16 protein-coding genes are annotated in these 20256 nt (G+C 40.6%); 9 read left to right on the forward strand and 7 right to left on the reverse strand.

What is annotated here, in order from left to right:
• Nucleotides 1-447: 447 nt before the first annotated feature.
• Nucleotides 448-1941, reverse strand: a complete 1494-nt coding sequence (gene gppA, locus L1D46_RS02095) for a guanosine-5'-triphosphate,3'-diphosphate diphosphatase (RefSeq protein ID WP_178926480.1) — start codon at nucleotides 1939-1941, stop codon at nucleotides 448-450.
• A 45-nt stretch (nucleotides 1942-1986) separates the two neighbouring features.
• Complete coding sequence (gene rhlB, locus L1D46_RS02100; protein ID WP_130050027.1) at nucleotides 1987-3264, reverse strand: ATP-dependent RNA helicase RhlB; 1278 nt, start codon at nucleotides 3262-3264, stop codon at nucleotides 1987-1989.
• A gap of 90 nt (nucleotides 3265-3354) precedes the next feature.
• Here rhlB and trxA point away from each other — a divergent pair, with 90 nt between their 5' ends.
• From trxA to L1D46_RS02115, 3 genes are all read left to right on the forward strand, one after another.
• Entirely contained in the window at nucleotides 3355-3681 is a 327-nt protein-coding gene (gene trxA, locus L1D46_RS02105) for a thioredoxin TrxA (protein ID WP_054554679.1), read from the forward strand.
• A gap of 181 nt (nucleotides 3682-3862) precedes the next feature.
• Nucleotides 3863-5122, forward strand: coding sequence for a transcription termination factor Rho (rho, locus tag L1D46_RS02110; RefSeq protein WP_062566226.1), 1260 nt, complete (start codon nucleotides 3863-3865; stop codon nucleotides 5120-5122).
• A gap of 162 nt (nucleotides 5123-5284) precedes the next feature.
• Nucleotides 5285-6535 carry a methyl-accepting chemotaxis protein gene (locus tag L1D46_RS02115; protein ID WP_239976686.1) on the forward strand — a complete coding sequence of 417 codons (1251 nt, stop codon included), beginning with the start codon at nucleotides 5285-5287 and terminating at the stop codon, nucleotides 6533-6535.
• On the opposite strand, the gene L1D46_RS02120 is transcribed toward L1D46_RS02115, so the two are convergent.
• Nucleotides 6508-9342, reverse strand: coding sequence for a tetratricopeptide repeat protein (locus tag L1D46_RS02120; RefSeq protein ID WP_239976687.1), 2835 nt, complete (start codon nucleotides 9340-9342; stop codon nucleotides 6508-6510). The two genes, L1D46_RS02115 and L1D46_RS02120, sit on opposite strands and share 28 nt — an antisense overlap.
• A gap of 158 nt (nucleotides 9343-9500) precedes the next feature.
• Here L1D46_RS02120 and L1D46_RS02125 point away from each other — a divergent pair, with 158 nt between their 5' ends.
• Nucleotides 9501-10082: a DNA-J related domain-containing protein gene (locus L1D46_RS02125; RefSeq protein WP_239976689.1), complete on the forward strand. Its 582-nt coding sequence runs from the start codon at nucleotides 9501-9503 to the stop codon at nucleotides 10080-10082.
• A gap of 9 nt (nucleotides 10083-10091) precedes the next feature.
• Here the strand turns inward: L1D46_RS02125 and dbpA are convergent, their stop codons facing one another.
• On the reverse strand, nucleotides 10092-11480 hold the full coding sequence (gene dbpA / locus L1D46_RS02130) for an ATP-dependent RNA helicase DbpA (RefSeq protein WP_178926476.1): 1389 nt from the start codon (nucleotides 11478-11480) through the stop codon (nucleotides 10092-10094).
• 187 nt (nucleotides 11481-11667) lie between these two features.
• Here dbpA and L1D46_RS02135 point away from each other — a divergent pair, with 187 nt between their 5' ends.
• Nucleotides 11668-12624, forward strand: a complete 957-nt coding sequence (locus L1D46_RS02135; protein WP_130050032.1) for a tetratricopeptide repeat protein — start codon at nucleotides 11668-11670, stop codon at nucleotides 12622-12624.
• A 278-nt stretch (nucleotides 12625-12902) separates the two neighbouring features.
• On the opposite strand, the gene L1D46_RS02140 is transcribed toward L1D46_RS02135, so the two are convergent.
• On the reverse strand, nucleotides 12903-14861 hold the full coding sequence (locus L1D46_RS02140) for a S9 family peptidase (protein WP_239976690.1): 1959 nt from the start codon (nucleotides 14859-14861) through the stop codon (nucleotides 12903-12905).
• 108 nt (nucleotides 14862-14969) lie between these two features.
• On the reverse strand, nucleotides 14970-15875 hold the full coding sequence (locus L1D46_RS02145) for a DUF808 domain-containing protein (protein ID WP_239976691.1): 906 nt from the start codon (nucleotides 15873-15875) through the stop codon (nucleotides 14970-14972).
• Between the two features lie 113 nt (nucleotides 15876-15988).
• Between L1D46_RS02145 and L1D46_RS02150 the strand changes: the two genes are divergently transcribed.
• From L1D46_RS02150 to L1D46_RS02165, 4 genes are all read left to right on the forward strand, one after another.
• Nucleotides 15989-16279 (forward strand): MliC family protein, encoded by a 291-nt coding sequence (locus L1D46_RS02150; protein WP_239976692.1) that lies wholly within the window; start codon nucleotides 15989-15991, stop codon nucleotides 16277-16279.
• An 82-nt stretch (nucleotides 16280-16361) separates the two neighbouring features.
• On the forward strand, nucleotides 16362-17828 hold the full coding sequence (gene ubiD, locus L1D46_RS02155) for a 4-hydroxy-3-polyprenylbenzoate decarboxylase (protein ID WP_130050036.1): 1467 nt from the start codon (nucleotides 16362-16364) through the stop codon (nucleotides 17826-17828).
• 87 nt (nucleotides 17829-17915) lie between these two features.
• Nucleotides 17916-18629, forward strand: a complete 714-nt coding sequence (gene fre, locus L1D46_RS02160) for an NAD(P)H-flavin reductase (RefSeq protein ID WP_167658816.1) — start codon at nucleotides 17916-17918, stop codon at nucleotides 18627-18629.
• Between the two features lie 145 nt (nucleotides 18630-18774).
• Complete coding sequence (locus L1D46_RS02165) at nucleotides 18775-19191, forward strand: CBS domain-containing protein (RefSeq protein WP_054563674.1); 417 nt, start codon at nucleotides 18775-18777, stop codon at nucleotides 19189-19191.
• 9 nt (nucleotides 19192-19200) lie between these two features.
• Here L1D46_RS02165 and add read toward each other — a convergent pair whose 3' ends face one another.
• Entirely contained in the window at nucleotides 19201-20202 is a 1002-nt protein-coding gene (add, locus tag L1D46_RS02170; RefSeq protein WP_130050038.1) for an adenosine deaminase, read from the reverse strand.
• Nucleotides 20203-20256: the final 54 nt, after the last annotated feature.

The following is a 20256-nucleotide window of genomic DNA, read 5'->3' on the forward strand; positions in this document are numbered from 1 at the left end:
GTGCTGAAACAAGTAAACTTGTTTCCGTTGGTCACTCAGTTCAATTGAGACTCTAAATTTGTTTGTGTCATCTAGCGAACTAGAATCGGCTGTTAGAACTCAATCTGTACGAGTGCCCACACAGATGATTGCTTTATATTGTTAAAGAACGTTTGAGATACTTTCGCGTCTCAAGGGCTGTGCATTCTACGCAAGCCGTTATTTTTGTCAACACTTAATTTTGAGAAAAGTTTATTTTTTCAAAACTCAGTTTTACTTGACTCAACCAACTCGTCGTTTTGCTTTTTTGTAAGCAGTCCGCCGTGTCGGTGGATGCGCATTATAGGGAGATCCGAATTCAGATCAACTGTTTTTTGCAGTTTTTATTAAAAAAATGACTGTTCGCGCAAAATACGACCGAAACGCGTAAAAACAATACTAAAAAAGGCCCCAAAGGGCCTTTTGACGTTATTTTACTATGAGCTTCCAACCTACTTTTGCTTGTAGCTTGGACTCTAGTTGCAGCTCACTGGCCATTAATGGGTGATATTTTAACCAATCACCATCAAATGTCAGTGTTAGGGTGTTTTCATTAACACTGAGATCGATTGCTGGCAGTACATCATCTTGGCGGCGCATTGATAAGATTACTGCAATCCGCAAGACTCTTGTTAAACATTCAGCTAACTGCTGATGGCAACCTAAATGAGCAAAGCTGTTTTTTAGCAGATCAGCACGATGTTCATTAGCAACAGCCGTTATCAATTTATGTTCAGATTGTGAGAAACCTGGCAAATCGGTATTTTCTATAATGTAAGCTGTGTGCTTATGATAAAGCTTATACTCTATTAACAAGCCAATCTCATGCAGTTTTGCTACCGTTCTTAATAATGCTATTGCGTTATCATCGATTGATTGCCATTGCTGCGCTACATTTTTTGCCAGTTGCTCTGCAAGTTGCGCAACGCGACAGGCTTGTTTTTGATCAACATGATAGCGATTCATTAAACCATCAACAGTACGCTTACGAATATCGTGGTTATGAAGCTCTGGCACCATGCTGTATAAAACACCTTCACGCAAGGCACCGCGAGCAAGGCCCATTTGCTTAATATCTAGCGATTCAAACAATGCGATTAAAATAGCGAGGCCAGATACAAACACCAAACGGCGCTCTTCACTCAACCCTGGAAGCTCAAGATCAGCAATTGTTGCAAATTGCACTGATTGTTCTTTAATGGCGAGTAGTTTATTGAGAGTTAATAGCTCATCTTGATTTTGTGCAACCATGATCTCTTGAATCGCTTGCACAGTACCCGATGCGCCACTCGCTATTTGCCACCCGCTCGCTTGGTATTCATCAACAATTTCTGAAACGACTTCACTGGCAGCTTTAATTGCAGCTGCAAAGTTTTCGTTGCTGAGTTTTTGATCTTTGAAATAACGCTCTAAAAAGGTGACACAACCCATATGCAGGCTTTTATAGTGCAATGCATCAAAACCCTTACCGATAACGACTTCGGTACTTGCCCCACCGATATCAATAACGAGTTGTTTTCCGCTACAGGCAGAGGTATGCGCCACACCTTTATAAATTGTCTTAGCTTCTAACTCACCGCTGATAACATTGATTTTATGACCAAGGATCTGTTCGGCTTTTTCCTTGAATACATCAGCATTGATAGCAAGACGTAAAGTTGCGGTCGCAACAATTGTGATGTTTTTCTGTGGTATGTCTTGCAAACGTTCAGCGAACAAGGCTAAGCATTCCCAACCTCGTTGCATGGCTTCTGTGCTTAGGACGTTATTTTCATCAAGCCCTGCAGCAAGCCTTACTTTACGTTTAACTCGACCGATCGTTTGTAGACCGCCAGCAATCGATTTAGCGATCAGCATATGAAAGCTATTTGATCCTAAGTCGATTACTGCATACACATTTTTTTGCGGTTGAAGTTGCCCCACCGTTCAAAAACCTCTAGTTACTACTAAGTCTTCAATAACGGTCGTTTATTGCGACCGCGATTTCTGGTAACTATTATTTGGTCGACGTCCGTTGTTATTACGATTACGTGGGCCTGTAGAATAGTTCCGCTTTTTCTGAATAGTAGGCTTAGTTAAATCATCAAGCAATGCACTTTTATCATAATGTGATAATGGAATGCTGTGTTCTATATATTGCTCAATTTCGTGGAGATTATAGGCATACTGCTCACAGGCAAAGCTAATAGCGTGTCCTGATGCACCAGCACGTCCAGTACGGCCAATACGGTGTACATAGTCTTCACAATCATCTGGCAAATCAAAATTAAATACATGACTTACTTCTGGGATATGTAAACCACGTGCAGCAACATCTGTTGCAACTAAGAAATCTAAATCACCTTTGGTAAATTGAGCCAAAATTGATTGACGCTTTTTCTGGTTTACATCACCGGTTAATAAACCAACTCGGTGACCATCTGCTTTCATCCATGCATAAACATTCTCACAACTGTGTTTCGTGTTTGCAAACACAATTGCTTTATCTGGCCATTCTTCTTCAATCAATGTTAACAGTAACTTAATTTTGTCATCTTGTGATGGATGGAATAGCTCTTCTTGAATTCGCTTACCTGTTTTTACATCAGGTTCAACTTGAACATGCTCTGGGTTAGTCATATGTTCAAATGCTAATTCCTGAACACGATAAGACAAGGTTGCTGAGAATAGTAGATTTAAACGCTCAGACGCTTCTGGCATACGTCTAAACATATAACGGATATCTTTTATGAAGCCTAAATCGAACATTCGATCTGCCTCATCAAGCACCACAACTTCAATTTCGTTCAGGGTATAGCAGCCCTGTTTATATAAATCGATAAGGCGTCCAGTGGTACCAATTAAAATATCAACACCTTTTTCTAGTTGTGCACGTTGTTTTTCGTAATCTTCGCCACCATATACTAAACCTAAGTTAAGATTACAGTGTGGCGCTAAAATTTTTGCATCTTTGTGTATCTGAATCGCCAGCTCCCTTGTTGGGGCCATGATCAGGGCTCTTGGATGTTTACTAGGTGCTTTGCTAGATTGTAATAACCGATGGCACGTGGCAGTTAAAAACGCCAACGTTTTGCCCGTACCTGTTTGTGCCTGGCCCGCAATATCGCGGCCTTCACAAATAAAAGGTAGGCATTTCGCTTGAATGGGTGTGCAATATTCAAACCCATTTTCGGTTAAACCGGCAACCACTTCCGGTGCGATAGCAAAGTCTGAAAACTTTTTATCGGTCAAATGTGTCTTAGTCATAGCGTTTAAGCATAACGTTTAAACTTGCAATAAGAAACAAGAGTGTTTAAATACGCATTAAATATTTCGCCTAACTAATCGGAGATCGCAATGAGCGAGAAAATTATTCAATTAACTGACGATAGCTTTGAAGCTGACGTACTACAATCAGACAAACCTGTACTTGTTGATTTTTGGGCTGAATGGTGCGGACCTTGTAAAATGATCGCCCCTATTCTTGACGAAGTAGCTGGCGAGTTTGATGGCCGTGTTACCGTTGGTAAACTTAACATCGATCAAAACGCAGGCACACCACCTAAATTTGGTATTCGTGGTATCCCTACGTTACTTCTTTTCAAAGATGGTCAGGTTGCAGCAACCAAAGTTGGTGCACTTTCTAAGACTCAATTAGTAGAGTTTTTAGAAAACAACATCTAATGAAAATATAAAAAAAGGGCTTTTTGCCCTTTTTTTAGCTTTATTTTGTTTAAAGACTGGACGCCTTGCTAGTGACCTGCTAGTTTATAAAGCCAACTAATCCTTAGTTATACCAACAAACCTCACTCATGTATCAAACGATGATTTTGAGTATGACAATTGTAATAAAGAACCCACCAATATGCATTTACGCGAATTAAAAGACAAGTCTATTAAAGAGCTTGTAAACTTAGCTGAGTCCATGGGGCTCGAAAACGTAGCCCGTTTAAGAAAACAAGATATTATTTTCGCCATCCTAAAAGCGCATGCTAAAAGCGGTGAAAACATCTACGGCGGCGGTGTACTAGAGATCTTACAAGATGGTTTTGGTTTCTTAAGATCATCAGAAGCATCTTACTTAGCCGGCCCAGATGATATTTATGTATCACCGAGTCAAATCCGTCGATTCAGCATGCGTACTGGTGACTCAATTTCAGGCCTTATTCGCCCACCTAAAGACGGTGAGCGTTACTTCGCACTATTAAAAGTAAATGAAGTAAACTTCGACAAACCTGAAAATTCTCGCACTAAAATCCTATTTGAAAACCTTACCCCACTTCACGCTAACGAACGTTTACGTATGGAGCGTGGTAATGGTAGTACTGAAGACATCACGGCTCGTGTACTAGATTTAGCATCACCAATTGGTAAAGGCCAACGTGCACTCATCGTTGCTCCACCAAAAGCGGGTAAAACGATGCTACTGCAAAACATTGCGCAGTCAATCAGCTACAACCAGCCTGATTGTGAGCTAATGGTGCTTCTAATTGACGAACGTCCAGAAGAAGTTACAGAGATGCAGCGCCTTGTTAAAGGTGAAGTAATTGCCTCAACGTTCGATGAGCCAGCAAGCCGTCACGTTCAAGTTGCTGAGATGGTAATTGAAAAAGCGAAGCGTCTTGTTGAACACAAGAAAGATGTAGTTATCTTACTTGACTCAATTACACGCCTTGCTCGTGCCTATAATACTGTTATCCCATCATCAGGTAAGGTATTAACCGGTGGTGTTGATGCGAATGCATTACACAAGCCAAAACGTTTCTTTGGTGCGGCTCGTAACGTAGAAGAAGGCGGTAGCTTAACAATTATCGCAACAGCGCTTATCGACACTGGTTCGAAGATGGATGAAGTTATCTACGAAGAGTTCAAAGGCACAGGTAATATGGAATTACACTTAAATCGTAAGATTGCTGAAAAGCGTGTATTCCCAGCGATTGATTTTAACCGTTCAGGTACCCGTCGTGAAGAATTACTAACTAAACCTGATGAACTACAAAAAATGTGGATCTTACGAAAAATCGTTCATGAGATGTCAGAAATTGACGCAATGGAGTTCTTAATTGATAAGCTCTCAATGAGCAAAACCAATGATGAATTCTTTGACTCAATGAAACGTCAGTAAAAATTACTTTGTTTTTACAAATGCCTGTCTAATACAGGCATTTTTTTTATGTAAAACTAGGACATAACTCTTTAAAAGTTATACTTTTAAAGTGTTAGTTTATTGGTAATTTATAGAAATTTGTTCTATATATTAAAGGATTAAACGCTAAGGATTTCCTCAATGACTCGCATTAGAGTAGTTGTAGCTCTATTTATAATAAGCTTACTTAGTTGTATTGCTAGTTTTGCCATATTTGATTTTTCTATCACTGTTATGGCTGTACTTATGCTTGTTGTTGTAATCCCATGGCTTGTTCTAATTAGCTTTATTTATACAACTGATAAAAAGCAACAAGATTATTTAAGCTACTTTATTACGCATACCGCTTCTGAAAAGGGGATCGATTTTACTTTTCGCTTTGACGAAAATGACACCCAATTACCAAAAGAGTGTCATGCACTTAACGCAGGTTTAACAATGGCTGAGCATATGATAAGTGAAATATATGTATCATCAGCCCGCTTGTTACCAATGGCCGATGCATTACGTGATACTTATGCGTCAATGACTCAAAAAGCGACAATTCAAGATGCCCATGGCATTGACCTAGCAAACACAATTAATCGTATGATTGAGGTATCTAAAGAACTGGATAGAAGTCTTGAACAAATATTAAGCTCGGTATCAGATGCGACTAAATCAGTTCAACAAACTCGTTTAGACACTGATAAAAGCCAAGCAAGTCTCATAAAACTTGCCGATAATATCAACCTCACCAGTGAACAGATTATTTTACTTAAACAAGATAGTGATGCGATAGGCTCCGTTATTGACGTTATCAATAGTATTGCAGAGCAAACTAACTTACTTGCGCTAAACGCTGCAATCGAAGCCGCTCGAGCTGGTGAACAAGGCCGCGGTTTTGCAGTGGTTGCTGATGAGGTACGAAACCTAGCTGCTCGTACTAGTAAGTCGACACAAGAAGTGCGTGAGATGGTATCTAAAATTCAACATAGTACTGAACAAGCAAACTTATTAATGCAAACAGCACTTAAAGAAACGGAGCGCACGGTTGAGCTTTCTGAGGCTTCTACTAAAGAAACCAATAAAATTGAGCAAGCAATGCTAGAAATTAATGCGTTTTCTGAGAGTGTCCATGAGCAGGTAGCTATGCAAAGCCAGATGTCAGATGAAGCACAAGTTAGTATAGATGCAATGGTTGAGCTTAACTCTGATGCACTTTCAAGTTCACAAATACAAGCGGTGTCGAGTAAAGACTTAGTGCGCCTTGCACACTCTCTGGACGAAAAACTGTCAATGTTTCTTATCACTCCACCTGAAACCGATCAAGAGCAGCGTATTGATCATTCTAGGTTTGAAATGACTCAAGAGGTTGAACAAGTTCAAGACGGTGATATTGAGCTGTTTTGATCAACCGAAGCGTTGTGTAGATGCTCTAGTAATTGAGCAACCAAACTAGTTAAGTCAGCAGTTTTATCTTGCTTCAATGCCGATTCAAGTGCCATAGCACTATCCGCGATATCATCCAGCGCAAACATTTTCGCAGCACCACCGATTCGGTGAGCATCCTGTTGTAAATTAAATAGCTCATGGGCTGCAAAGTGCTGCTGTATCAACGCGCTTTCATGCTCAAAGCTATTAATAAAGCTTGCAACCAAATCACTCATATCTTGCTGAGATTTAGCTACTGCGCTGTCCTTTTTACAATGCTTAGCAAGTTGCGTATAAAATACTTTCTTATCAATTGGTTTAGCAAGGTAACCGGTGAACCCTGCTTGAAGATAACTGTCGATTTCGTGGCTAATAGCATTAGCCGTTAACGCATATACTGGCTGTGTAAAGCCGCACTCTTGTAATAACTTGAGCGCTTTTAAACCATCAAGTACTGGCATTTGAATATCCAGCAGTACCACATCAGGAAATTCCTTAAGGCACTGCTCTACAGCTTGCTCACCATTTTCTACCGCAATTACTTCAAGGCCCATAGATTCTAAATAACGAGAAATTAAACGGCGATTATCAGGGTGATCTTCAGCGAGTAGAACTTTCCCAGATAAACCTTTTACAACTGGCTGTACAAACTTTTCAGACTCTATCACATCAGAGCTTGGAGTACGTTCTTTACATGGTAAGTAAAACGAAAATATGCTGCCTTTATTTAGCTCACTTTCAACACTAATATAACCCCCCATCATCATTGCAAGCTGTTGCGATAAGCTTAACCCAAGCCCTGTCCCACCAAAGCGTCGGCTAATACTGTTATCTCCTTGCCTAAAACACTCAAATATTTGTTTTAGTTGCTCGGTATTCATACCAATACCGGTATCAGTTACACGAAACCACACGCCTTGCTCTACTTTAGAGACTTTTAACTCTACTTCGCCTTGGTTAGTGAATTTAATTGCATTTGCACATAGGTTGATGAGTATCTGTTTTATGCGGGTAAAATCTAGCTGACAGTAAAACTGCTCGCCAAGCACATTATGAAAAGTAAAGTTAAGGCCTTTATCTTTAGCCTGGCCACTGAGCATCGAGTGGACGTCGGTGAGTAATCGAACTAAATCACCTTCTTTTAGGCTTAACTCAAGCTTGTTAGCCTCGATTTTACTAATATCGAGAACGTCGTTAATCAGCTCTTTTAAATGATCGCTTTGTTTTTGAATCACGGCAAGCTCATCGTTTAACTGCTCTGGTTTATAATAACCATTCATTAAATTATCGGTTTGGCCCAGTATTGCGGTTAAAGGAGTACGAATTTCATGACTAATATTTGCTAAAAACTGACTTTTAATTTCGTTAGCACTACGTAGTTGCTCTGCCGTTTCTTCAAGCTCCTTGGTCCGCTTAGCAACCATTAACGAAAGTTGCTCTTTTGCACCTTTTTCAATACTGCGACGGTAAATAGTAATACCCGTTACCACTATCATCACAAATAAGATAAACAACATAATGCCCAACTGACGCTGTTTTGACATTTCGAGCTCTTGTACATGCTGTAGCTGCTTCAACTCAACTATTTCTTGACTGAGCTGACTTGCTTGGATTTGGCTTTGTAGCTCGCTCATTGACTTTAATAATCTGATGCTTTGCTCACTTTTAAATGAACGAACAAACTCATCAAAACTAGCAACAGCTCCGGCATAATCTCCTTTTCCGGATTTAATCAGGGCCATCATTCCGGCGCCATCTTGCACTCTAAGATCGTCTTTATATTGTTTAGCCATAGAAACAGAGGTGGTGAGAGTTGCTTCAGCTTTATTTAGCTTACCTTGTAATAACTCGATTTTTGCCTGTGACAATAAGCCTGCAAGCTCTAAGGTTTTATTATCAATACTTTTTGCAAATTCAACTGCTTTTTCTGCATGACTTAAGGCAAGCTCTAAATCACCGGTGCGTAAATATACATTGGCGATATTAGCGTGGCGAGATGAGAGAAAGTAAGCATTATTCGTTTCTTGGTAGTATCTCAAGGCTCGCTGATAGTAGTGCAAAGAAAGTTGATACTGACCAAGTTCAGAATACGCAACCCCCATATTGCCATAAGACTGAGCTATGCCATCTTCATCGCCTAACTTTTGGAAAATCTCTAGCGTTTCTCGATACATTTCTAATGCAGTATCATAACTAGATAAACGAATATAAATACCTGCAATGTTGTGTAATATATCGGCTTTATCTTGTGCATTACCATGTTCTTCGTAAATATCTTTCGCTTCTTTGTAATATTTCAGCGCTTGCTCCATATTGAACATATCAAAGTAGGCAAGGCCAATATTACTTAGCAAATTAGCCTCAGCAATTGGTTCAGGTAGCTTTTTGGCAATACTTAATGCTCTGCTGTAAGCAATTACCGCTTGCTGCATCAAGCCTTGATAATAATAAGTTACGCCCTGCATTTTTAGGGCAAGGAAATAGCGCTTTGGGGTCGCAGCAAAACTAGTTGCTTGCTCTGCCAATTGGTAATTTTTTACTGCCGCTGAGAAATTACCTTTAGCTAGAGCAAAGTCCCCAAGCTGCATGTATATATCGAGGCTTTGTTCTTGATTTGTTGTATTTTGATTAAGCAGTTTTTTGGCAAGCTGTTGCTTTTCTTGCCATTGCTCGGATTGGCTAAATTGCTCAAGTAACGAAGTGGATGCAAAGCTAGACTGCGAAAAAAACAAACTACAACTGAACATTAAAGCAGTGAGCAAGCTAACACGCAGTGATGTGAACATATGGCGAAATCCCTTAATATCAACTTAGCCTGAAAATGAGGTTATTTAAGCTCGGCTAAATGCATTCCCTAGTATCTAAAAACATTAGCGTAGTTTCAAAAAAGCAGCTGTGATAGCGTATACCACTGTAGATTACACTAAAGATAGGCTTGCGAACAATGGTTAACCCACTGATTGATGAGATTTTTTACCTTCTTTTGGAACAACCTGTTTGGAAGGTTCATACGCTTACCAGCGCACTTAGCGAATCAGGAAAAATTGAGCAATTAGATAATGACCCACAAAAAGATCTGTTTAAGCGCAACTTTCTAGTTATGAATGCTCTATATCAGCTGCAAACACAACTTGCACCAGAGCAACAGCTACAAATTGCCTCATTACATATTGAGCTTGTTAATGAGCAGATAAGTAACGCATTAGAAAATCACGATCCGCTGCGAGATTATTATTTAGATTGGCAAAACTATGATACAACGAGCGATGAGATTGATGCGATGTTAACTGATTTTTGGCAGCGCTTTTCATCATATAGTCCAAAAAGGGTCATTCTCTCGCTATCTCAGCAGCAGCTGTTGGAATTACAACAGGCGTGGCAGCTACCTACTAATTTTTCGGAAAAACAGTTACAAAAGCGTTGGCGACAACTGGCGCTAAAACACCACCCAGACCGCCAAGGCTGTGCAATTGAGTTTAAGAAAATACAACTTGAATATGAGCAACTTAAAGCTAGCTGCTCATAACTCAACAATTTATCTGCTCAAACGTCGCGCACGAATTTTACGCTTTTTAATATTACCTTCAGTCAATTTACGTAATGCAGGTTTTGCAGCAGCTCGCTCCACAGCAATAAAAGCCACATTATCAAGTACGTTAATTTTACCTACCTGATGACCTGCAATCCCTTCTTTGCCTGTTAATGCACCTAAAATATCACCGGCACGAATTTTTTGCTTTTTACCGGCATCAATCATAATCGTTGCCATAGTAGGCTTATAAGCGGGTTTTTCGAGCAAGCTAAATGGAGGAATCGGTTCTGGGTCAAAATCACGCTCATAGTGGTCACCAATTTGTGCCACTTTAAATTGCTCAGCTTCACCATAAATAGAACATGCTATGCCCTTTTTACCTGCTCGACCAGTACGGCCAACACGGTGAACATGGGTTTGTGGGTCATGTGCTAGATGATAGTTCACTACCATGTCCATGTCATTGATATCTAAGCCTCGTGCTGCAACATCCGTTGCCACCAAAATACAGGCGCTTTTATTAGCAAAGCGGATTAAGGTACGTTCACGTTCACGTTGTTCTAAATCACCGTGTAAGGCAACCGCACTAAACCCTTCAGCATAAAGGTCATCACAAATCTGTTGTGTTTCAACCTTGGTGTTACAAAAAACCACACAGCTTTCTGGCTGGAACTTCAATAACAACAGCTTCAATGTATTAAAGCGCTGTTTGTTGTTATCTAGCTTGTAAAAGTATTGTTTGATTGTGCTTTTGGTTTGCTCTTCTTCTACCTTAATCATTTCAGGATTGCTAAGTACTCTCTCAGCAACAGCTGCTATTGATTTTGGATAAGTCGCACTAAACAATAACGTTTGACGTTGATTTGGAATGCACTCAACAATAGCATCAAGGGTATCTTGAAAGCCCATATCTAACATTTGGTCAGCTTCGTCTAACACTAAGGTTTCGACATCATCTAAGCGTAATGTGCCTTTGCGAATGTGGTCGTCAACACGACCAGGGGTACCGACAATAATATGTGCGCCATGTTCTAGCGAACCAATTTGTGGACCAATAGAGACACCACCACATAAAGTTAAAACTTTAATATTATGGATACCACGTGCAAGCTTACGCACTTCTTCAGCTACCTGCTCTGCTAGCTCTCGAGTAGGGCACAAAATTAGAGACTGAATTCGAAACCGTTTCACATTTAACTTAGCCAACACACCTAAACTAAATGCAGCCGTTTTACCCGACCCCGTTTTTGCTTGGGCAATAATATCTTTGCCTTGTAAGATCACTGGCAAACTTTGCGCTTGTACTGGCGTCATTTGCGTATAACCTAAAGTTGATAAGTTATCGGTTAACTCTCGCGGCAAAGCCAAAGATGAAAAAGCAGTAGCAGTCACAGTAATATTCCAAACTTGATAATTGAGGGACATCCTCGAAGATGCTGTGGATCATAGCAGAGAATGTGCTGTTTCTCTAAACGAAAACACCGTTCGACATGTTTAATTCATATTTGCTTACAGTTTGCCGCTTTCTAACTCTCTGCATTTGTTCTAGTTTATTGATAGCAATCTTCAGGAAGAAACTATGCTTCTATTTAATACCGCTGCAGCTGATGTTGTTTATAAAAAACAAAAAACGTGCCCTCACTGCCATAGCGAACATTACTCTTTAAGCAATCATAGTAAAGTTTTACGCTTTACTATTTTGCCCATCATCCCATTATCTATTAATTATCAAAGACAATGTGATGACTGTGGCTATGTTACTCCTGCACCTTGGTATTCATTGCCAGCCTTAGAATTAGTGTCGTTTATAAAATACTTTATTGGTCTATTCTTCATCGTTTACCTATTAACAAATGCATTTATCGGTGCGAATGAACAAACTGAAAATGAGCAAACTTACTTAAACGAGCCAAAGTTATTTGATACCTATTTTGTCTATTCAGATAAATTTACTGGCAAACCAAAACGTATTAACAACTTAAAAGTAGCTCAGCTCGTTGAATTTGATGATAAAAACATGACTTTTAGAGTTGCTAACTACACTTACAAGTACAATAAAGACATCGAAATTGCCATGCGTACCAGCATGCTAGTTCAAGATGATTACTTTTCTAGTAAAACCCTGACTTTCAGTAAGTCACAAATAAAGCAGCTTTATGATGAAGGCAGTATTTATAAAATTATGCGACCTGAACTTTATAGTTTATTTGGTGGTTTTGTTATGCACCCGCCTAGACCTAAGCCTTTATATACGGGCGTTAAGCTCGATAAACATAATCAGGAAGGGATTACTTACTTCAAAGATGGCCTATACGAGGAAGCGTTGAAAAGTTTTACGCTGTCTGCGGAAGATGGTTATGCATGGGGGCAATTAAACTTGGGTCAGATGTATCGTGATGGCCAAGGGACAGAAGTGAATAACGAAAAAGCAGCTTACTGGCTTAACAAAGCCACCTTACAAGGAAATCCTAAAGCAAAGATTGAGCTCGCAGAGCTATGCTTGAGTTACGATTGTAGTAAATTGAATACTCAATAATCTATTACCCATAAACATCACTCAGCAGAAACCATCCTAATAACATGACACTCGCTATTTACTTTTAATTTGTTATGTTATAACATTTTTGTACTGGCGTAATATTTATACTCTTTTAAAGCCGAGTTACTCTCCCTGCTCTGTTTTTGAGATTACGCAGCCTGATGAAAGAATCATCTTTTGAGTTTGTTTAACTTGAAGGAAGACCTTGCACACTAGCACGCTTACGTTCCCGTGCTAAATCCTTGCCGGCGAGCTTGCTCGCCGGCATTTTTCTTTTAAAGCTTTAAATGTTCATCTAAGAAGGCCAATACTTTTTTGTAGTATAAAGCACGGTGCTCTTCTTTATAAAAACCGTGACCTTCATCATCAAGAATAGTTATTTCATATGGATGCTTAGCTTTTTTCAAAGCTGCTTCTAATGATTCAGCTTGCTCAATGGGCGCACGTTCATCTTCACCACCATGTACAATAAGAACAGGTGCTTTTAGCTTATCGACATTATAAGCAGGCGAGAATGCTTTTAGTTCTGCCTCATCAGTACCAATCACTGTTTTTAGGTAATTAAGTCCATGACTGCGCGCTTGCGTGTCACCCTCTTCATACATAAGAGGCAAGTCGTAAACCCCCATCAGGCCTATTGCACACTTGAACATATCTGGTTCGATTATCGCGCTTTGTAGAGCAGAGTAACCACCAAAGCTGGCACCCATAATACAAATGTTATCTTTATCAACCGTGCCATCTTTTATTAATAATTTTACACCATCAATAATATCGTGCTGAACATTTTGTCCCCACTGGCGATAACCGGCTTCTTGGAAGTTCATACCAAACCCCTCTGAACCACGGAAGTTAACCTTTAATACTGCCATACCTTTATTCGCTAACATTTGTACTTCTGGGTCGTAACCCCAGTAATCACGTTCAATTGGGCCACCATGCGGCATAACAACTAAAGGTAAGTTTTTCTCAGCTTTGCCATTTGGCACAGTTAAATAAGCAAGAATTGTTAAACCATCGCGGCTTTTAAAACGCAGTGGTGTGGTTTGCGCCATTTCATCTTGATTTATCCAGCCTCGCGCAGAGAAAAGCGCTCTTAACTTATTGGTATTCGCATCATAAAGATAATATTGCCCAGGGTTTATATCGCTCGATGCGAAAATAATATTTTTTGAGTCGTCTTCTGTACTACTAACTAGCTGTACTTGACTGCCTGGCAGTGCGCCCAATAAATCTTTAAGACGCTGTGATTTAGGCGAATTACTATCAACAAACGCATAGCTTGGGTAGTCAGCCTCAGTTTCTATTGCAAATAACTCTTTAGAGATTTCATCAACCCAAATATGCGACGGCGAAACATGCTTATCTTGGAAGATTTTCGTCACTTCTTTGGTTTTTAGGTTAATTTTAATAAGGCTTTCTGCTTCTCCACCTTTTGATGCAGTGGCATAGACAGACTCACCAGATTTATCAAACGCCTTTAATGAGATATCGGTGTAATTAATACCTTCTAAATCAAGCTCTTTCCAAAAACCACCTTCAGGCTCTCGAACATGAATTGTCGCATTGAGGTAATCGTCACTTGATACAGCGATACGAACATTGCCATCATGGTCTGTTAAAAAACGTCCCATAGGTGCAGGTGATCGCGTAATTAGGGTGCGCAGACCGCGATAAACATCGACTTCATATACAACGGTAGTTGGTTCATTGGTTGCAGTCCATGGGTAAGTGACAACCAAAACTTTTTTATCATCATGCAGTAAAGGATCTAAAAGGTATGAAGTTCCTTGGACTGGAGTTTGTTTTTTTAACCGAGTACCCGTTTGCTGCTCACCATGATAACCAATTACATATGCGCCACGGCTACCATCAACATTCACAGCAAATAACTCACCATAATAGATGGGGGTATCTTGCCAGCCTTTTAAATACTCCTTTTCAAGAATAACACGCTCATTGTTAACCCAGTGGTATTCGCCAACCTGCGCATTGCCCGGAAAAGCAACCGCATGGGTTACTGCAAACTTGCTTGCATCAACAATAATGAGTGAATTTTTACCTTCATGTTTTTTTATAGCTGCGACGTAGTTGCCATCAGGAGAGATGGTTACACGACTAAAGTCATTACCTTTACTAAAGTCTTCTACCGATAATTTTGCAGGTTTAGCGAAGCTGGTAAATGACAGCGTAAATAACGCGAGCCCCAGCATAAAAGTGAGGTATCGAGACATGATTAACTCCATTTAACGATTTAATTGTTATATTTAGCTGAGCAATAATAAAGCAAAGCCCCTATTTTATATACAAAAAATCAACAAAAATGGTTAATTTGATACTTTCTAATGACGAATTTTATGCCAAAATTCAACCACTAACACAACGATAATTCCGGCAACAACGCCCAATAAACCATCAAATATAATTGGCGTAGCCAACTCACCTGTTTTACCAAGTAAACCTGTTACAAACTCAGCGCTACCCTGTTGGGCGTGATGCAAAACGGGGATCCCATGTACCAATATGCCTCCGCCAACTAAAAACATAGCTACCGTTCCTGCAAAGGCTAAAAAGCGCATTAACTTAGGTGCTGACGCAAGTAAAAACTTACCCACTAGCTCTTTAAATTTACCACCACTTTGCTGCGCTTTTTGCAGTAGATACAAACCAGCATCATCAAGTTTAACAATCCCTGCAACTAACCCATACACACCAATGGTCATAATAATTGCAATTACACTTAGCACTAAAGCTTGATTAACCAGCGTTGCGCCAGCAACCGTGCCTAGCGTTATCACAATGATTTCTGCTGAAAGGATAAAGTCAGTACGGATCGCCCCTTTCACTTTTTGCTTTTCGTATTCTTGTAAGTCCAGTTGTTCAGCCAAAGTTTCATCTTCTTGTTGAGCATGACCAAACAGCTTTTCGATAATTTTCTCTGCACCTTCAAAGCACAAAAACAGCCCGCCAACCATTAACAGCGGAGTGATTAACCAAGGTAACCAAACACTAATCAATAACGCTGCCGGCACTAAGATGGCTTTGTTGATAAACGAGCCTTTTGCTACAGCCCAAACCACGGGCAACTCTCTATCGGCGGTTACCCCAGTGACTTGCTGAGCATTCAGAGCGAGGTCATCACCTAACACCCCTGCTGTTTTTTTTGTTGCGACTTTACTCATCGTCGCAATATCGTCTAAAAGTGTTGTAATATCATCAAGTAAGGTTAGTAAATTAGTGCCTGCCATGGTGGTTCCTTGCCCATTAAATACACTATCAACATAACTTATCCTGTCATTTTCACCAACGGTTAATTTTTCTTTGTTAGGCTTATAGCTCATTCAAAAATAAAGGTGTTTCTATGATTAAACCACTTCTCTCGGGGCTCGCTTTAGTTACCTTGTGCGCGTGTGCTGAGCAAAGTGCACCAAGCAATTATCTGTGCGATGGGACCCTTAGTGCCAGTATTGTTGAAAACAATGATGAGGAAGCAAGATTGACATTTAAGGACAATGAATTTTTACTCAATCGCCAAGTAAGTGGCTCAGGAGTTAAATACAGTGCCGATAATGTGCTGTTTTGGTCTAAAGGCGATGAAGCTATGCTGATTTTAAAAGGTAAAAAGTACCAATGTAGCTTAATTAAGCAATAGCAAAACCTATCGCGGCTAAATTAGCTTAATCAGTGGTTTTGAGTATAATAGCGACAGTTTATTCAGCGTTTAAGCGGCTATAATGAAATACAAAGATCTTCGCGAATTTATCGAGTTATTAGAACAAAAAGGTGAACTAAAACGGATCAAACAAGAAATTGATCCTTACCTTGAAATGACCGAAATTGCCGACCGCACGTTACGTGCCGAAGGCCCAGCTCTGTTATTCGAAAACCCTAAAGGCCACACTATTCCCGTTCTTGCCAACCTTTTTGGTACACCCAAACGCGTTGCCATGGGTATGGGACAAGATGATGTTAGTGAACTGCGCGAAGTCGGTAAGTTATTAGCTTTTCTAAAAGAGCCTGAGCCACCTAAAGGCATTAAAGAGGCATTAGGGCAAATCCCAGTATTCAAACAAGTATTGAATATGCCTGCAAAAGAAGTAAAAAAAGCGCCTTGTCAGCAAGTCATACTTGAAGGTGATAATGTCGACTTAACCAAGCTGCCTATCCAACATTGCTGGCCGGGTGATGCAGCCCCATTGATTACATGGGGCTTAACGGTTACCAAAGGGCCTTATAAAAAGCGTCAAAACTTAGGTATTTACCGTCAGCAACTACTGGGTAAAAACAAAATTATTATGCGTTGGTTATCGCATCGCGGTGGCGCATTAGATTTTCGTGAATGGTGTAAAGAGCACCCTGGTGAACCCTACCCAGTGTCTGTGGCATTAGGTGCCGATCCTGCGACAATCTTAGGCGCTGTAACACCAGTCCCTGATACCCTAAGTGAATATGCGTTTGCTGGTTTACTACGCGGTAGTAAAACTGAAGTTGTTAAATCGATTTCAAATGACCTACAAGTGCCAGCTACTGCAGAGTTCGTGCTTGAAGGTTATATTATGCCGGGTGAAACAGCCCCTGAGGGCCCTTATGGCGATCACACAGGTTACTACAACGAAGTAGACGAGTTTCCGGTGATGACGGTCACTCACATTACACATCGTGAAAACCCAATTTATCACAGCACTTACACTGGCCGCCCACCAGATGAGCCAGCAGTACTCGGGGTTGCATTGAACGAAGTGTTCGTGCCAATTCTGCAAAAGCAGTTCCCTGAAATTGTAGATTTTTATCTACCGCCTGAAGGCTGCTCTTATCGCATGGCCGTGGTCACGATGAAGAAACAATACCCAGGTCATGCCAAGCGCGTAATGATGGGTGTGTGGTCTTTCTTGCGTCAATTTATGTATACCAAGTTCGTGATCGTTTGCGATGATGATGTAAATGCACGCGACTGGAACGACGTGATATGGGCAATCACCACACGTATGGACCCTGCTCGTGATACGACAATGATCGAAAACACACCAATTGATTATTTAGATTTTGCATCGCCAGTATCTGGCCTTGGCTCAAAGATGGGCATGGATGCGACTAATAAATGGCCTGGTGAAACAGACCGCGAATGGGGTGAACCCATTGTCATGGACCCAAAAATCAAAGAACGTGTTGATGAATTATGGGACAGCTTAGATATTCTCTAGGCTGTGTCTATGTTAAACTGCTCAAAATTTAACGGTTATGAGTGCGATTCATAACCGAATTTGCTTCTGTGCTTATAAAGGTAAACTATGCAAACATTACTCGCTGACGTGGTTGCGATCAGCCCGCTTACAGACCACGTACATAAGGTCATTTTGAAACCACAGCAACCTGTGTCATTCGAGGCAGGCCAATATATGCAACTAGTATTAGGCGAAAAAGATAAGCGTGCCTTTTCTATTGCAAGCCGCCCGTCGCAAACTGACCAAATTGAACTACACATTGGTGCCGCGGGTGCTGATTCGTATGCAATGCAAGCGCTTGATCATTTACGTCAAGCACATACAGAGCAACAGCAAGTTAATGTTGAAGTGGGCTTAGGTATATCACAGTTGCGAGTTGAGGGTGAGCGCCCAATTATTCTACTTGCTGGCGGTACTGGTTTTTCTTATGCCAAATCAATGGCTGATCACCTTGCTGAAATTGGCTGTGAGCGTCCTGTATTATTTTACTGGGGTGTACGTGAGCAAGCTGCACTTTATGCACATGATGAAATGCAAGCATGGGCAAACAGCAACCCACATTTCCAATATATTCCTGTGGTTGAAAATGCACCGCAAAGCTGGACAGGCAAAACCGGTTACGTCCACAAAGCCGTTATGGAAGATATCGTGTCTTTAGAACCATACGATATTTACATGGCAGGCCGCTTCGACATGATTGGCGTGGTTCGCGATGATTTTATCAATCATGGTGCGGTACGTGAGAACATGTACGCCGACGCATTTGCATTCATTAAATAACTAACTCATACAGGTTATTGTTAAGGCATCCAATTGGATGCCTTTTTTATTTGTTTTACCTATCGCCTTAATCCATCTAAACGATTTCACAAACTGCATTTCCTTGACCATACTTTGTTTAGAATAATGATGGGGAGAGACCCAAATGCTAAATACAAAAGTACAAGACTTTATGCAACGTAAGTTGCCACACATTACGCCTGAAACTGAAATGACCACCGCGATTAGCGAGCTGCAAAAGTTTAAATTACTAGGCGCACCAGTATTCGATGACAACAAAAGCCTAGTTGGCTTTATTTCTGAACAAGAGCTGCTACAACCGCTTATGCAAAACAGTTATTTCTGCGATGGCGTGGTAAAGGTAAAACAACTAATGCGCACCGATGTTGTCACGGTGAGTAGCGATCAAAACATCATTGAGCTGGCAGATGGTATGCAAACTGGTAAGCCAAAAAATTACCCGGTTATTGAGGATGGTAAGGTTGTTGGCATGATCAGCCGAGGAGATGTGCTCAAGGCATTGTATGAAAACTATGTCTCATGCCAAGAGCACCAAGTATAAGTTAGCTGCTTAACGATTAGCAGCTAACTGTTTTAAAGCAGCTTTATCTGCATCGCTTAAATAAGCAATTTCAAGCGCATTAGCTTGTGCTTTTTCCATATCGGCTTGGCTTAAACCTGCCGCAGGTGCTGCTACTTGATACTCATACGCTATTTCAATACCTTCAACTGCTGGATCATCAGTATTAATTGATGCCAAAATACCATGGTCTAAGAAGGTTTTTAACGGGTGCTTTGCAAGCTCAGCAACAGTACTGGTTTGAATGTTACTGGTTAAGCAAGACTCAATACCAATGCGCTTATCACGTAAGTAATCCATTAGCGCAGCATCTTCAATCGCTTTTACACCATGACCAATACGCGTTGCACCAAGCTCGTTAATTGCCTGCCAAATGCTTTCGCTACCTCGCGCTTCACCAGCGTGAATAGTGGCAGCTAAGTATGCATCATGAACTTGCTTAAAGTGATCAACAAATAACTCACCAGGAAAACCAATTTCATCGCCAGCTAAATCAACAGCCACTAAATCATTTTTAAAAGCAAGCAGAGCATCAAGCTCTTGCTGACAAATTTTAGTACCATAAGTACGCGACATAATACCAATTAGGTTGGCTTTAATTGGTGCGTTTTGACACGCACTTTTAACACCATCAACTACCGCTTCGACAACACCTTGCGGGTGTAGACCTTGGCTTTGCGCCATATAATATGGGCTAAAACGAAGCTCTACGTAATCGAGGTTTTGGGCAATAGCATCTTCAACGTTCTCGATAGCAATACGACGACATGCATCGTAATCACCCAATACTTTTACACCCCAATCTAACTTTTGCAAAAATGCCATTAGATTAGGTTCAGGGTCGATAACCTGTACGTGTGGAATAAGCGCTTCAATGTTATCAGCTGGTAATTCTAGGTTGAACTGACGACCAAGTTCTAAGATCGTTTGTGGGCGAACATTACCATCTAGATGACGGTGAATATCAAGCAATGGAAGTTTGTTATTGATCATAATTAGCACTCAGGTTCAGTAAAATTGCGCGGATCATACGTACCCACGACGATA

It is taken from the genome of Pseudoalteromonas sp. Isolate3, from assembly GCF_022398505.1.
Lineage (GTDB): Bacteria > Pseudomonadota > Gammaproteobacteria > Enterobacterales > Alteromonadaceae > Pseudoalteromonas > Pseudoalteromonas apostichopi.

Coding starts and splice junctions, on each gene's coding strand:
- L1D46_RS02150 (WP_239976692.1), top strand. CDS start 15,989: ATGATTAAACCACTTCTCTCGGGGCTCGCTTTAGTTACCTTGTGCGCG.
- L1D46_RS02145 (WP_239976691.1), bottom strand. CDS start 15,875: ATGGCAGGCACTAATTTACTAACCTTACTTGATGATATTACAACACTT.
- L1D46_RS02165 (WP_054563674.1), top strand. CDS start 18,775: ATGCTAAATACAAAAGTACAAGACTTTATGCAACGTAAGTTGCCACAC.
- L1D46_RS02115 (WP_239976686.1), top strand. CDS start 5,285: ATGACTCGCATTAGAGTAGTTGTAGCTCTATTTATAATAAGCTTACTT.
- fre (WP_167658816.1), top strand. CDS start 17,916: ATGCAAACATTACTCGCTGACGTGGTTGCGATCAGCCCGCTTACAGAC.
- ubiD (WP_130050036.1), top strand. CDS start 16,362: ATGAAATACAAAGATCTTCGCGAATTTATCGAGTTATTAGAACAAAAA.
- L1D46_RS02120 (WP_239976687.1), bottom strand. CDS start 9,342: ATGTTCACATCACTGCGTGTTAGCTTGCTCACTGCTTTAATGTTCAGT.
- L1D46_RS02140 (WP_239976690.1), bottom strand. CDS start 14,861: ATGTCTCGATACCTCACTTTTATGCTGGGGCTCGCGTTATTTACGCTG.
- trxA (WP_054554679.1), top strand. CDS start 3,355: ATGAGCGAGAAAATTATTCAATTAACTGACGATAGCTTTGAAGCTGAC.
- add (WP_130050038.1), bottom strand. CDS start 20,202: ATGATCAATAACAAACTTCCATTGCTTGATATTCACCGTCATCTAGAT.
- rhlB (WP_130050027.1), bottom strand. CDS start 3,264: ATGACTAAGACACATTTGACCGATAAAAAGTTTTCAGACTTTGCTATC.
- L1D46_RS02125 (WP_239976689.1), top strand. CDS start 9,501: ATGGTTAACCCACTGATTGATGAGATTTTTTACCTTCTTTTGGAACAA.
- rho (WP_062566226.1), top strand. CDS start 3,863: ATGCATTTACGCGAATTAAAAGACAAGTCTATTAAAGAGCTTGTAAAC.
- L1D46_RS02135 (WP_130050032.1), top strand. CDS start 11,668: ATGCTTCTATTTAATACCGCTGCAGCTGATGTTGTTTATAAAAAACAA.